Source organism: Paenibacillus sp. BIC5C1, assembly GCF_032399705.1.
Classification (GTDB): Bacteria; Bacillota; Bacilli; order Paenibacillales; family Paenibacillaceae; genus Paenibacillus; species Paenibacillus taichungensis_A.
This window is the reverse complement of sequence record NZ_CP135922.1, coordinates 6,738,727-6,751,928: the sequence shown is the minus strand read 5'-3', so window position 1 is coordinate 6,751,928 and position 13,202 is coordinate 6,738,727. Positions and strand designations below refer to the sequence as shown.

The following is a 13,202-nucleotide window of genomic DNA, read 5'->3' as shown; positions in this document are numbered from 1 at the left end:
AACCTCATGTGCAAAAAGAAAAGGTCACGAATGACCTGGTAAACATTCAGGAATATCCTGAAGTCGGATGAAGCTGGTCTTGTATATAGGCGAATACTTATGCCAATGATCATCGCCTGATCTGATCGGAACGAATTCGAGGATGCAATCCATCGGGGCTTATCCGAGCTTAGCTGTTACCTGGCCCAACATCAACGCAAGTCGGTGAACGGTTTCCCCGGTGTATGGAACAAGCAGCTCCGGCAGTTCACCTTGCATACTGGATACGGCCAGGCGCGTAATGGCACCAATGACCAGAACGGCTGTGAGCCGAGAATCCTGATCTGGCAGTTCGCCTCGCATAATCCCCTGATCGATTAGATCAATCAACGCATCCAGCGGTTGGCGGTAATCCTCGCTGCTTCCAGCTTCAATGAAAATCTCATGATTTTGTGAAATCAGCAGCAGTCCGTAGGGATCTTCATCATGCAGGTGGAGAACTTCGGTAATCAATTGCCGAAAGCGTTCGAGCACCGGGCCATCCTGGCGAACATACCCGTCAATTAATGCAGTATAGTCCGCGCAATATTGGGTGAAGGCCTCAAGGGCAACGGCATCTTTGTTTTTAAAATGTTTGTAAATCGCCGCATCTGTTACTCCGGCGGCGTCACCGATCTCTTTGACGGAAATGCCGTCAACGCCTTTGGTTGCAAACAAGCGCATCGCCGCTTGTAGGATGTCTTTCTTTTTGCTGTCTACATGAGGTTTGTTCTTCATGATTGTATAGTAAGTGATTACTAACTAAATTGCAACTGTCATTTCGAAATCTCTTATTTAATGCTAGGAAAGTGCTTTCGCTCAAAGCTTGCAGGCTTATGAACGGCAACGTATGATGGATAGAAATAATAACGGATAGACGGGCAAAGGAGCATGGGCAGAAGTAGGGCTGCAAAGGCAAACATCAGCGGCGCCAGCTCCTGGTCTGGGGAACGAAATGGATGGTGAATGGCGTGAATGAAGACGTGCAGGCGCATCGCTGGGTGACTCCCGAAGGGACGTTGAATGAACAATATATAACAAGCAGGGAACGGCTCTACAAAGGGATGAATGGTAAATATGTGGAGCGTTTCACTGTTCGTACCGGGGAGAGTTATATTTTCAAACCGCTGACCAATCCTGCACAACATGGACGTGAACAATGGATGTCGAGGCATGTGCTCTCAGTATTACCCCCTATATATCCAGCGCTCATTGCTGCATCAGACCGTGAAATTAACGCGGAACAGAGCTGGATCATCTATGAGGATCTGGGTGAACTGGTGCATGATTCGCGGGAAGAGACGATGCTGGCTGCTGCTGAACATATGGCAGGGTGGCACTCGTTATCTGTTGCTGGTTGGGGTGAGCTGCCACGGGTGGGTCAGAAACCGCCAATTCGGGACATACTGGATGATCTGCTTGGGCAAAAGGAATCCACTGCTGATTTGTTGTCCAAGCTGGAGGTCTCGCTGTCACCATCGGATTGGCACAACATCGTAGCGCTAATCCATACGGCAGAGGAGGAGTTACCTCGTGTTTTGTGTCACGGAGATCTTCATCCCGGCAACATGGCCGATGTGAATGGCAGGCTGGTAATTATCGATTGGGAGCATGCGCATCTGAATACGGCTCTTTGGGACGTGTATCATCTGGTGGATCTATCGCATCCGCTGTTCCCAAGAACTGTTACGCCTGAGCTGCGGGAGCGAATTATTGATGTTTATCTGGACGGGCTGGAGCGCCATAGCGTTCAGGTTGACCGGGTTTCTTTTAAAAGGTGGTACCGTGCATATGCCATTGTATTCTCGCTCTGGATGCTGCGTCTGATTGATGGGGATCTGAGAAGTGCAGACTGTGTATGGCCCGAGGAACAGCTGCGGAACCAGTGGCACGAGACAACAATGACGTTGAAACAGTGCATGAAGCAGTGTTGTAGGGAATAGAAATGAGGGGTGCAGAACATGCGTAAAGTAGGACTCGTAATGCGTAAAATTCAATTCACGGAGGCCCAGGGCCCACGCGTATTTGCGGATCGGTTGAAGCAGATTGGGCTGGAGCTGGGCGTGGAAATTGTGTTCATCTCGCCGGAGCGCCATGTCAGCGGGTATGACTGGTTGCCAGGGTATGAGCATGAGAAAGGCGACCTGGTGAACTATGATATCGTATTGGACCAGATCTATAGCCAAAATATAGAGCATGTCATCTACACCGTATCCGGGTTTACGTTCCTGAAGATGTTTCTTCCAAAGAGTGTGTTGTTCCCGCACAGCTTTCCCGACCCGGCGCTGACAGGGTATGAGATGATGAAGCCATTTTATACGATGGTGGATAAAGCGATTGTGCAGACGGAATTTCTGAAAACAGAACTGGGCCGCAATTTCGGTGTACATGACGTGAACGTCATCCCGATCGGCTTCAACGAAGAGTTGGCGCATCGCCATTACGACCCGAGTCAGGTTGTGCATAATCGTGTGCTCTGGATCGGTCGGGATGAAGCGAATCGTCGCCCGGATCTGGTGCTGGAATACGCCAGGCAGAACCCGGACAAGGAAGTATACATGGTATTCGGCGGTCGCCGCTATGAGGAAAGCATGAAGAAATACAACATTCCAGACAACGTAAAATTGCAATTCGCGCTGACACAGGATGAAGTATTTACCCTTATGAACTCAACCAAGGTGTATTGGAGCTGTTCGGCCTTTGATACGTTTGCTATGCCGCTGACCGAAGCTATGGCGATGGGCAAAATGGTCGTGAAGCCGGAGCATGCCTGCTACGGCCACATCCGTTCCACGCATGCATTTGCAGGCAACGAGGATAACTGGTTTGAATTGGTGAACATGGCTGCGGCTGCGCCGCGCAGTGTATCGGAAGACAACCGGGAGTATGCGTTTGGTGCTTTTTCGCGAACGATCATGAAAGAGGGATACCGGGAGTTCTTTGCCAACTGGTTGAAGTAATGAGAGGTTTGTAATGAAGGCTCTAACCATTCAGCAAGAAGGAGGAGGACCTTATGGAAGTACTCATCCTGTGGACACTTGGCATGTGGGCAGTGCAGTTGCTGATCGAATGGCTCATCTATCGGTTGCAGGGACGTCGAATGACCGGGGTTCAATATATACTGCCCTGTGTGGCCTTGCTTGGCGGAGCCGTTGTGATCATGATCAGCATCGATATTGGCGGGTGGAACGGCATCGGTTATGCCTTGCTTGGCGTATCGCTGGGTACAGCGGGAATGTTGACATTAATTACGGTGGCGATCACGGATATGGTGTTTCGCCGTCGGAGAAGGAATTAACCGGAGGGTAAACTGCTGTAAAGTAAGAGTAAATTGGACGATCGGACGGTTGCAGGAATGCATTCGTCTGTGATATATTGACATTAATTATGACAAGGGAGGTGAAGACAGGTGAATCACGAAATGCCTAACAACCGTATTAGCCAGCTGCCGATTGCTATGGCTGGCATTGTTCATACTTTTCTGACCAACGGGAGAAGTCTGTCCAATTTTGAATATACGGAAGTTAACATTTGCGAGAAGATGCCTGCCTTGACCTCATTCGGACGATAAGCGATATTGCTTGAATTCTGAAGGGCCGCGGAGCTAACCTCCTGCGGCTCTTTTTGTGTTGCGGTCAGGATCTTCCAATCCATAGGAGGAACCTTATTATGATGATTATTAGCACACAACAACTGACCCAATACCATGGAGCACATCTGGTGCTGGACGGCATTACATTTGAAATTATGGAAGGCGACAAGGTCGCCCTGATCGGCCGCAACGGAAGCGGTAAAACGACATTGATGCGTCTGTTGGCACGACTGAGCCAGCCGGATGAAGGACAATTGATGATCAAGAAGGATACACGTATCGGTTACGTCGCTCAGGTGCCGGAAGGAATGGACGATTACACAGTGCTGGATGTGCTGAGTCTTGGATTCAGGGAGCTTATGGCGTGCAGGAGTCAAATGAAGGAAATGGAGCAGCAGATGTCCGATCCGGACTGTGCATCCGATCCGAACCAATTGGAGCGACTGTTGAAGCGGTACGCGGGCTTGCAGGACCAGTTTGAGCGCGAGGGTGGATATGAAATGGATGCCCGGATCGATCAGGTGGCGGACGGTCTGGATATTGCGAAGGAGCATTACGGATGGCGGTTTGGTTCGTTGTCTGGTGGTGAACAGACCCGGGTTGTGTTGGCTTCACAGCTGATTGTAAAACCTGATCTGTTATTGCTGGATGAGCCCACCAACCATCTTGATCTGGAGCGGGTGGAATGGCTGGAAGGGTTTTTGCGTGAGTACACAGGTACGATTATCCTGATCTCACATGATCGCTACTTTTTGGACCGTGTAGCATCCCGGACATTAGAGCTGGAGGATGGAGAAGCACAGACGTCAGCCGGTGGTTATACGGAATATATGAAAGTGAAGGAACAACGACTGCTGCAGCAATTCGAGGAGTTCAAGGAGCAGCAGAAGGTGATCAAAAAAATGAAAGAAACGATCCGCCAACTGGAAGAATGGGGCCGAGTCGGGGGGAATGAAAAGTTCTTCCGTCGCGCGGCTTCGATGCGTAAAGCAATCGAACGGATGGAACAGGTGAAGCGCCCGGTATTGGAGCGCCGTAACGCTGACTTCGATGTTCGTCCTACGGACCGTACGGGAAAACGTGTGGCCGTTATGGAACAGGTTGAAAAGGCTTATGGAGAACGTCAGATTCTGCGCGGTGTATCGGGATTACTCGAATATGGCGACAAAATTGCTCTTATTGGACGCAATGGTTCAGGCAAAACAACGTTGTTCAAGCTGCTGTTGGGCGAGGAACAACCAAGTGCAGGTAACCTGGAGTGGGGTGCACGTGTAGATGTTGGTTATCTGGCTCAACAGGAGGAGCCCTCCAATCCGAAACTGAATGTGTTGGAGTACTTCCGTCTGGAAGCGGGCGTGGAAGAAGGAGAGGCACGCGGCATTTTGGCTCGTTATCTATTCTATGGAACAGATGTATTTCGCTCGGTAGGACAGTTGTCTGGTGGGGAATGGACGCGGCTAAGGCTGGCTCTGCTGGTTCAGCGCAAGCCGAATGTGCTTTTGCTGGATGAACCGACCAATCATCTGGATATCGCTTCAAGGGAGGCGCTTGAAGAGTCGCTCGTTGATTTCGAAGGAACGGTGCTTGCCATCTCGCATGACCGTTACTTCGTCAATCGACTCGCTTCCCGCGTGTGGGAACTGGAGAATGGGCGGATGACCGCTTATCTGGGTGACTATGAAGCCTATCGCGAGAAGAAGCTGGATTTGCAAGCCCGCGCAGCCGCGGCAAATCAGCATATAGCAGGAGCGAAGACGTCACCACGAGGTACTGCCGTTGGGAGAGGGGCAGGGGGTTCTTCTCACGGGACTGCGGCTACAGCGGGATCAGGCAAGCTGAACAACTCATCCATTTTCCAGTCTGGCAATACTGGAAAGAGTCGTGACAGTGAGCGTACTGCGGAGAAGCTGGAGCAGGTCATGGCACACCTGGAAACCCGGCTCCGGGAACTGGATCAACAGCTAGAAACGGTGGCGAATGATCCGCCTGCTTTGGAACAGATGTGGAACGAGCGAGAGCGATTGTCGGCGGAGTACAATGAACTGCTCGCCCAGTGGGCCGAATTATAAGCCATACGTGTAAGTTGGAAGGGCATTGGAAACAGAAATATCAATTTCTAAAGAAGCTAGCAGCAGCTTGAACAAGCAAGGAGGCTGTCTCATAAGTCATGCATTGGCTTTGGGACAGTTTTTTTGCGTTTCGGGGACGACTAGCAATGATTTGACGGATTCAAGTATCCGGCCCGTACTCTGTGAACGAGATTGATAGCCCTGTTCTTTTTTACATGTCATCGGGAATAGTGTAACTTTTTTCCTTCTAATGCGTTTAATACGTTTGTGTGTATGGAAACGGCTCCTCTTAGAGCTCACAGAAAGGCAGGTTATCGTTATTTATTATTCATTGACTTATCGGAACTGGTCGGATGACCGACAGGTGGAGACGGGGGTACTGGAGCAGGTATCGGTTACTCGCGATGAGCTGTTCATGCGCAAACTGGTAGATGCAACCCTGATGAAAAATAAGCTCTGGGCGCATCTGTCCAATGAATGCGAGGATCGTCGGGAGCATGCAGTTTACGTGACCGAGTATGACAATCAAAAACCTGCAGAATACGGTACAGCGATTGCGGACGCTGCACTGGCAATGTGTAAAATGTCCTCCATGTATAGTGCGGAATATATGCTTTGGAATGGGAGTTCATTTCAGGAATTGGACTTGGCAGAATCCTCCACGTACACGATGGAGCTTGCCGAGCAACTGCTGGACCATTACATGGTCCGGGGCAGTAAGACCTATGAATTTGTGTATTCCGTGCTGGATGCGGATCGCAAGAAAGTGTTGTTTTTGATGAAGGAGGTGGATCTGTAATGGCCGAAAATCCCAATTCCAATCCCAAACCCGGATCACGCGCCAAGCTGGTTGCCTTCTCGCTAATGCTTGCGGTTCCAGCTGTATTATCCGGTTGTAGCAGCAATAGCGACGAGTGTGACCCGGAATACGATACCGGATGCGAATATGACTCCAGCAGTGGACACTATTACTACGGTGGCGGATCGTCCTATCGGAGCAATAAGGACAGCGGCTCCTACAGCAAGTCCAGTTCAAAATCGAGCGGATTTGGCAGCTTCTTCCACAGTTCGGGAGGTTAGAACCTGATGAGGCATATATACCAACTGCCATTCAGTCATGAAGAAGTTTTCAGGGGCAGAGCGGGGCAGCAGGTTCCTTACCATCGCATGTATGGCAAGCAATATTGCGTGCCTGCGTTGACGGTTTATTCCCCTGTGGAGATACAGGAATTGCGTACAGCAGTTGAGGCTGTAGACGGAATCCACTGTAAGGTGATGCGTTTTATTCAGCAATACATGCCCGACTCATTTCTGGAGCAGCAGTTGGGCATTCATCCCGGCCTGATTCCTGCGGCGCGTATGGAGATGGTGACAGGCGGGATCACTCGGCAGGACTGGATTATTGGAGAAGCCGGGCCTAAATGTATTGAAAATAACACCGATACCCCAACCGGCATACCTGAAGTAGCTGCATTGGAAGGTATTTTGGTGGAGATGGCTGAAAAAACATTGTTCCATGCTCCATCCAAAGGAATGGATGAATGTATCCGGGAATGCTTTCGCCGCTGGCTGGATGCTTACGCACAGCAGGGTTTGCTGGGCCCAGTGACTTTTACTTCATTTGGGGAGCATGTGGAGGATCGGACCAATACGGAGTATCTGATGAAGCTGTGCCAGGAGGCGGGGTATGAAACGTTCTACGCTCCACTGGAGGAGCTGGAGATTATTCCAGGGGAGGCGCTCTACCATGAAGGATGCGAGATCAACCTGTTGTACCGCCTCTACCCCCTGGAATATCTAATCGATGATCGAGATGAAACGACCGGCGTGGACATCGGCGCAGCGCTGCTTGAATTGGTTCAGGGTGGCCGTCTGGGCCTGATGAATCCTGCACAGCATGTACTGATGCAGAGCAAGGGCTTCATGGCGGCGATCTGGTCACTCTATGAACGTAATGAACAAACCCCGGAATATTGCGGATTTCGGCTGTTTAATGATGCGGAGTTAGCTTCCATTTCACGGTATCTGCTACCAACTTATTTCGAAGCCGGGCCATTCGAATGGAGCGCAATGCCTTACGTGGCCAAAAGCTATTGGGGCCGCGAAGGGAGAGGCACATCGCTGCTGGGTGAGGAGTCGGATCATCATGGGGGCCAAACGGCTGCTTCTCATCAGCTGCACGCCCCTACGAACTCCAACACAATAGCTGAACAGCAAGAAGATGAGCAGATCGCAGCCTATTATCATAATCAGCCTAAAATATATCAGCAGCTGGTACCTATGGAACAGGCCGTGATTCAGACAGAGGATGGCGAATACAGCGGTTATTTGCTTACAGGGGTGTTTGTCATCGGTGGACGTTTTGCCGGTGTGCTGCCCCGGATCGGGGAGAAGGTAACCGGAGATATGGCCTATTATTGTGCGGCTGTGGTCAATGAACGGATGGATGAAGAGGAGGAGAAGGAATGAACAATTTGGGATTAAACCTGCTGAATGTAGCGGTAGGTGTAGGCATTTTGCTGGTCGTATTGGTATGTGGGTATTTCGCTTTTAGCCAATTGACCCGGTATAACGATAGCGAGGAAATTGCGAAAGGCAACGAGGCGGCAGGCATGTATATGGGCAGCAAATTGTTGGGCCTGTGTATCATTGTGGGCATGGTGTCCTTCTCCACGCATTCATGGCTGGATATGCTGCTCTGGTCAGCGCTGGGAATCATTATTTTATGTCTGGTCTATATTATATTTGACTTCCTTATCCCCAAGATGCGGGTATGTGACGAGATCGCACGAGGCAATATGGCTGTAGCACAGCTGCTGCGTTCCATTATCATCGGCGTTTCCATCGTCATCGGTACGTTTTTGATGTAAAATAAACCCTAGTGTTTATTTGGAATGAATATCAATTCAACGAAGAAGGAGCGCGGCATCATGAGAAAAGTCATCATCGATACTGATACAGCAGGAGACGATACGATTGCGATCCTGACGGCACTGCACCATTTCCAGGTGGAGGGCATTACGATTACAGGCGGGAACGTACAGTTTGACCAGGAGGTTGAAAATGCCCTGTACACGGTACAGGTTGCTGGACATGGCGGCAAGGTGCCTGTGTACAAAGGATGCGAACGCCCATTGATGGCCTATGGCAAGGCCCAGCACCGCACGGTGGAAGACGTACATGGCGATGACGGTATGGGCGGAGCCCATTTCCCGAAAGCGGACCAGCGTCCAGAGGCAGGGCATGCGGTTGATTTTATCATTGAGAAGGTACACGCACATCCGGGCGAAATCTCGCTTCTGGCCATTGCACCCCTGACCAACATTGCGATGGCAATCCAGAAGGACCCAACCATTATTCCGGAGATTGCTCACCTCTACATCATGGGTGGAACGAATAATGCACTGGGTAATATCACACCAGCCGCGGAGTATAACTTCTATGTAGATCCGGAAGCAGCCAAAATTGTATTGCACGCAGGCATTCCGACCACTATGGTTGGCTGGGAGATGTGTACTCAATATTCTGTTATGGATGATGATGATCACGCTGAAATTGCAGCGCTGGGTACATCGGGTGCCGATTTCTTCACAGCCATCAATAAAGTGGTTATGCAGTTCAACAAATCGGTACATAAACTGAATGGCACAACTCATCCGGATACGTTGCTGATGGCTGTTGCCGCAGATGAGTCGCTCATGACCAAATCCGGTCAGTATTATGTGGATGTAGAAGCGGCAGGCGAGTTAACACGCGGATATAGCGTTGTGGATATCAATGGACGTTTCGGCAAAGAGCCAAATGTACGCGTCTGTGAGGCCATTGACCGTCCGAGATTCAAATCCATGCTGCTGGATGTGCTCTCTGCTATACAATAATTCCAAGAGATGTGCCCAAGCATCGCATTAGCTCTGCAAGTCTTGTACGTAAGTATTCATTAAAGTCAAAGCTCAGTAAAACGATCCGTACCTATTCCAGGCACGGATTTTTTTTGCCTATTTTAAGTCCGACTACTTCACCTGTCGTAGTAAACTGTGATATACTTCAACTACTACGACAGATGAAGTAACGGAGGAGGATTATCTTTTGTGATCAGCAGTGACGTTATACGCGGCTACAACGATACGCTAATTCTCTATATGCTGCTGGAAGGGGAGTCGTACGGATACGAGATTTCCAAAAACATCAGGCAGCTGACAGATGAGAAGTATGTGATGAAAGAGACGACACTATACTCTGCCTTCACCCGATTGGAGAAGAACGGGTACATTGAATCATTTTACCGGGATGAGAGTCTCGGGAAGCGGCGTACGTATTACCGGATCACGCCGCCCGGCCTCGATTATTACAAGGAAAAATGTGAGGAATGGAAGGTTACGCAGGAGGTTGTGAATCTATTTATCAGGGAGTGGTGACGGAGCATGGAGACGATTATGGTGTATCTGGAAAACATGTTCGCTGGTCTGCCGAAGACCTCCGAGGTGGAGCATTTGAAACAGGAGCTTCTCTCGGGAATGGAAGATAAATACTTGGAATTGAAGCGGGAAGGCAAGTCGGAGAATGAGGCAATCGGTATTGTGATTTCGGAATTTGGCAATATCGAGGAGTTAACAGCTGAGCTCGGTATTCAACCAGCCGGGATCGAGGAAGCAGCACCTGTGCTGACGGAGGAAGAGGCTCACGATTATGCTGCTGTCAAACGCAGTGTGGGTCTGTGGACAGGACTTGGTGTTTTTCTTTGTGCATCCGGGGTGGCCTTCCTGATATTCCTTGATACATTTTTTGAACAGAACAATATCAAGTCCATGACAGGGTCGATGGAAACGGGCAGCCTGCTGGGGCTCATCGGGATGTTTGTACTCATCGCCTTTGCAGTCGGCATGTTTATTCACAGCGGGATGAAGCTTGATCGTTTCAAGTATATGGAGAAGGGATTTCAGTTGCCTTATGCGCTCAAGATGTCACTTCAACGCAGTCAGGCCCATTTCGCGCTGACGTACCGCGTTTCAATCATTACGGGCGTCGGCCTGTGCGTGCTGTCACCCGTTTTTATTTTCGCGGGTGCATATATTAACGATGACTACGCATCTTACGGTGTCTCTCTCTTTATGTTAATGGCAGCGGTAGGCGTGTTCCTATTCATTTATTACGGCAATATCCAGGGGGCTTACACGAAATTGCTGGAGGAGCCACACTTTAGTGCTGATAAGAAGGAGCAGGAAAGAATGGTAGGAGCAGTGGGGGCTATCGTATGGCCTTTGGCTACGGCGCTGTTTCTGTTCACGGGCTTTGTATACCAGCGATGGGACGTTAATTGGGCCATATTCCCGATTACAGGTGTGCTATTCGGTATGTTCAGCAACACCTATCATATATTAAAGCGGAAGAATCACTCCTGAGTATGTGCCAAGCGCGTGCTCTACCCACTTGGTGACTGCGCTTTGGGTGTGTTAAAGTGAAGGAAATGTTACAGCAGAGACCCTTTAGTTTAACTTTGGAGCGTCCGGCAGGAGGAGTGGAACATGTTATTTTATTTTGTAGCACTGCTGGTTACCTTGGTTGATCAGGGAACCAAGATGGCGGTGAGGATGTATATGGAAGTTGGCGACACCATGAGACTTGGCGATTCGGGCATGCAATTGCAGCATTATGAGAACAGCGGAATGGCAGGCAGCCTATTTCAAGGGAATGCGCGTCTGTTCGGTGTGGTCGCCATTCTGTTCGTGGCGGGCATGATGTATTATCGGAGAAAAGGTGAAATTCGCGGTTTCTGGATGCAGGCAGGTGCCGGTTTCATGGTCGGGGGTGCCCTGGGTAATGCAATCGATCGTTTTATCTACGCGCGCGTAACGGATTTTCTCGTATTTCCGTCGGGACGTGGTATTCTCAATTTGGCGGATGTAGCGATAAATGTTGGTGTGGTTATGCTGGTCATCGGCATGCTGATCCGTGCATTTCGCAGTTACCGAACCAAGCGTTTACGTAATGCTTTGCCGAAAATAGAGCGTTGATAAAGCGTTAATAACAGCTTTGATGTAAGCAACCGTAACTGTATACATGAGGGACATTGGATATATTCCAATGTCTTTTTTTTGTTATGTCGATGAGCGGACTCGCGCTCAGTGTGACTGTTTCAATTTTATCGAAACCGTTTTAGGAATAATAGGACACATTATAGTCAACGCTCTAAGTATAAAACGGTGGAAGGATTAACCACGTGGTTACTTCACTAATTTAATGGGTAAATCTTTACGTATATAAGCTGAGGGAGGTACAACATGAGAAGATCGCTTACCAAGGCACTCGGGTTAATGCTGCTTTGTGGAATAACGGCTGTACTTCTGTCTTCCTGCACCAGTGGCAATAATGCCAATGGCAAGGTGCAGGTTGAATTTTTTCAGAATAAACCCGAAGCCAAAGGAACCTTTGACGAATTAATCAAAACATTCAACGCCAAACACTCCGATATTCAGGTCACTCAGGTGAATCCACCTGACGCGGAGACGGTGCTGAAGACACGTGTGGTGAAGAACGATGTGCCAGACATTATGGCGATGGGGGCAACCGATACCTATTCCATTCTTGCACAGAGTGATATTTTCGCCGATCTGACAGACAGTCCACTGTTAAAAACGATCGATCCCAACTACATAAAGATGCTGAAGGATGTCACGGGCATGGATGAAGTGACAGGTGTTCCTTACGCAACAAATGCAAACGGCATCATGTACAACAAAACGTTATTTAAAGAAATGGGTCTGGACGTACCCAAGACCTGGGACGAGCTGATTGCTACAGCCAAAAAAATTAAGGATGCGGGTAAAATTCCGTTTTATTTCACATACAAGGATGACTGGCAGACGAATCTGCCGTTCAATGCACTCGGACCTAACTTGGTTGGTGTTGATTTTTATCTGGAGCGTCGCGAGAACAAAGTGACCTTCAAGGAGAAATACCGTGAGGTTGCGGAGAAGCAGTTGGAGCTGATGAATTACGGTCACGGCGACAACTTCGGTAAAGCGTATTCGGACGGTAACCGTGCCTTTGCCAATGGCGAAGCTTACATGTACATCCAGGGTACCTGGGCGATCTCCGAAATTCGCAAAGCGAACCCGAATGTGGACATTGGTTTCTTCCCATTCCCGACAGGCAATGATCCGAGCAAGATCAAGCTGGTGAACGGAATCGACTCCCTGTTTACCATTGCAGCGGATACACCGAACAAGGAGCAGGCCGAACAGTTCATTGCGTTTCTGCTGGAGCCTGAAAATATAGGTAAATACATTGAGGAACAGACGCTGTTCTCTGCGGTGGAAGGTGTAAAACAAGATGATCCTGCTGTACAGGAACTGACACCTTACATTGAGCAGGGCAAGGTTATCGACTTCGCCGATCACTATATTCCGGCTGCGGTGCAGCTGAATTCCATCGTACAGTCCTTTTTGCAGAACAAGAACATCGACAACTATCTGGATACACTCGACAAAGAATGGGACAAGGTAGCGAATCGGCGATAACGCCTT

Annotated in this window: 15 protein-coding genes; 14 read left to right on the top strand and 1 reads right to left on the bottom strand. The window is 49.4% G+C overall.

Annotated features, from left to right (window positions below; translation table 11 throughout):
* Positions 1 to 159 precede the first annotated feature (159 nt).
* Entirely contained in the window at positions 160 to 756 is a 597-nt protein-coding gene (locus RS891_RS30180) for a TetR/AcrR family transcriptional regulator (RefSeq protein ID WP_315793973.1), read from the bottom strand.
* 221 nt (positions 757 to 977) lie between these two features.
* Between RS891_RS30180 and RS891_RS30175 the strand changes: the two genes are divergently transcribed.
* From RS891_RS30175 to RS891_RS30110, 14 genes are all read left to right on the top strand, one after another.
* The gene (locus RS891_RS30175) at positions 978 to 1,961 is read left to right on the top strand and encodes a phosphotransferase family protein (RefSeq protein WP_315793972.1); all 984 of its coding nucleotides are present in this window, start codon (positions 978 to 980) and stop codon (positions 1,959 to 1,961) included.
* 18 nt (positions 1,962 to 1,979) lie between these two features.
* The gene (locus RS891_RS30170; RefSeq protein ID WP_113053105.1) at positions 1,980 to 2,978 is read left to right on the top strand and encodes a glycosyltransferase; all 999 of its coding nucleotides are present in this window, start codon (positions 1,980 to 1,982) and stop codon (positions 2,976 to 2,978) included.
* 53 nt (positions 2,979 to 3,031) lie between these two features.
* Complete coding sequence (locus RS891_RS30165; RefSeq protein WP_315793971.1) at positions 3,032 to 3,316, top strand: YesK family protein; 285 nt, start codon at positions 3,032 to 3,034, stop codon at positions 3,314 to 3,316.
* 111 nt (positions 3,317 to 3,427) lie between these two features.
* The gene (locus RS891_RS30160; RefSeq protein ID WP_181586557.1) at positions 3,428 to 3,589 is read left to right on the top strand and encodes a hypothetical protein; all 162 of its coding nucleotides are present in this window, start codon (positions 3,428 to 3,430) and stop codon (positions 3,587 to 3,589) included.
* Positions 3,590 to 3,687: 98 nt separating this feature from the next.
* Entirely contained in the window at positions 3,688 to 5,679 is a 1,992-nt protein-coding gene (abc-f, locus tag RS891_RS30155; RefSeq protein WP_315793970.1) for a ribosomal protection-like ABC-F family protein, read from the top strand.
* A gap of 364 nt (positions 5,680 to 6,043) precedes the next feature.
* On the top strand, positions 6,044 to 6,478 hold the full coding sequence (locus tag RS891_RS30150) for a hypothetical protein (RefSeq protein ID WP_315793969.1): 435 nt from the start codon (positions 6,044 to 6,046) through the stop codon (positions 6,476 to 6,478).
* On the top strand, positions 6,478 to 6,759 hold the full coding sequence (locus RS891_RS30145; protein WP_315793968.1) for a hypothetical protein: 282 nt from the start codon (positions 6,478 to 6,480) through the stop codon (positions 6,757 to 6,759). The genes RS891_RS30150 and RS891_RS30145 overlap by 1 nt, the downstream gene beginning before the upstream one ends.
* 6 nt (positions 6,760 to 6,765) lie before the next feature.
* A complete protein-coding gene (locus RS891_RS30140; RefSeq protein ID WP_315793967.1) occupies positions 6,766 to 8,148 on the top strand; it encodes a glutathionylspermidine synthase family protein in 1,383 nt (460 codons plus the stop codon).
* Positions 8,145 to 8,549: a DUF350 domain-containing protein gene (locus RS891_RS30135; protein ID WP_113053099.1), complete on the top strand. Its 405-nt coding sequence runs from the start codon at positions 8,145 to 8,147 to the stop codon at positions 8,547 to 8,549. The genes RS891_RS30140 and RS891_RS30135 overlap by 4 nt, the downstream gene beginning before the upstream one ends.
* A 60-nt stretch (positions 8,550 to 8,609) precedes the next feature.
* Positions 8,610 to 9,557 carry a nucleoside hydrolase gene (locus tag RS891_RS30130; RefSeq protein ID WP_113053098.1) on the top strand — a complete coding sequence of 316 codons (948 nt, stop codon included), beginning with the start codon at positions 8,610 to 8,612 and terminating at the stop codon, positions 9,555 to 9,557.
* A 210-nt stretch (positions 9,558 to 9,767) separates the two neighbouring features.
* On the top strand, positions 9,768 to 10,094 hold the full coding sequence (locus RS891_RS30125; RefSeq protein WP_113053097.1) for a PadR family transcriptional regulator: 327 nt from the start codon (positions 9,768 to 9,770) through the stop codon (positions 10,092 to 10,094).
* Positions 10,095 to 10,100: 6 nt separating this feature from the next.
* Positions 10,101 to 11,078 carry a permease prefix domain 1-containing protein gene (locus tag RS891_RS30120; RefSeq protein ID WP_315793966.1) on the top strand — a complete coding sequence of 326 codons (978 nt, stop codon included), beginning with the start codon at positions 10,101 to 10,103 and terminating at the stop codon, positions 11,076 to 11,078.
* Positions 11,079 to 11,201: 123 nt separating this feature from the next.
* Positions 11,202 to 11,690: a signal peptidase II gene (lspA, locus tag RS891_RS30115; protein ID WP_113053095.1), complete on the top strand. Its 489-nt coding sequence runs from the start codon at positions 11,202 to 11,204 to the stop codon at positions 11,688 to 11,690.
* Positions 11,691 to 11,990: 300 nt separating this feature from the next.
* On the top strand, positions 11,991 to 13,196 hold the full coding sequence (locus tag RS891_RS30110) for an ABC transporter substrate-binding protein (RefSeq protein WP_315796491.1): 1,206 nt from the start codon (positions 11,991 to 11,993) through the stop codon (positions 13,194 to 13,196).
* Positions 13,197 to 13,202: the final 6 nt, after the last annotated feature.

What these genes read in the sequence shown, in the direction of transcription:
- RS891_RS30180 (WP_315793973.1), bottom strand. Translation starts at nt 756, where the DNA reads ATGAAGAACAAACCTCATGTAGACAGCAAAAAGAAAGACATCCTACAA.
- RS891_RS30175 (WP_315793972.1), top strand. Translation starts at nt 978, where the DNA reads ATGGTGAATGGCGTGAATGAAGACGTGCAGGCGCATCGCTGGGTGACT.
- RS891_RS30170 (WP_113053105.1), top strand. Translation starts at nt 1,980, where the DNA reads ATGCGTAAAGTAGGACTCGTAATGCGTAAAATTCAATTCACGGAGGCC.
- RS891_RS30165 (WP_315793971.1), top strand. Translation starts at nt 3,032, where the DNA reads ATGGAAGTACTCATCCTGTGGACACTTGGCATGTGGGCAGTGCAGTTG.
- abc-f (WP_315793970.1), top strand. Translation starts at nt 3,688, where the DNA reads ATGATGATTATTAGCACACAACAACTGACCCAATACCATGGAGCACAT.
- RS891_RS30145 (WP_315793968.1), top strand. Translation starts at nt 6,478, where the DNA reads ATGGCCGAAAATCCCAATTCCAATCCCAAACCCGGATCACGCGCCAAG.
- RS891_RS30140 (WP_315793967.1), top strand. Translation starts at nt 6,766, where the DNA reads ATGAGGCATATATACCAACTGCCATTCAGTCATGAAGAAGTTTTCAGG.
- RS891_RS30135 (WP_113053099.1), top strand. Translation starts at nt 8,145, where the DNA reads ATGAACAATTTGGGATTAAACCTGCTGAATGTAGCGGTAGGTGTAGGC.
- RS891_RS30130 (WP_113053098.1), top strand. Translation starts at nt 8,610, where the DNA reads ATGAGAAAAGTCATCATCGATACTGATACAGCAGGAGACGATACGATT.
- RS891_RS30120 (WP_315793966.1), top strand. Translation starts at nt 10,101, where the DNA reads ATGGAGACGATTATGGTGTATCTGGAAAACATGTTCGCTGGTCTGCCG.
- lspA (WP_113053095.1), top strand. Translation starts at nt 11,202, where the DNA reads ATGTTATTTTATTTTGTAGCACTGCTGGTTACCTTGGTTGATCAGGGA.
- RS891_RS30110 (WP_315796491.1), top strand. Translation starts at nt 11,991, where the DNA reads ATGCTGCTTTGTGGAATAACGGCTGTACTTCTGTCTTCCTGCACCAGT.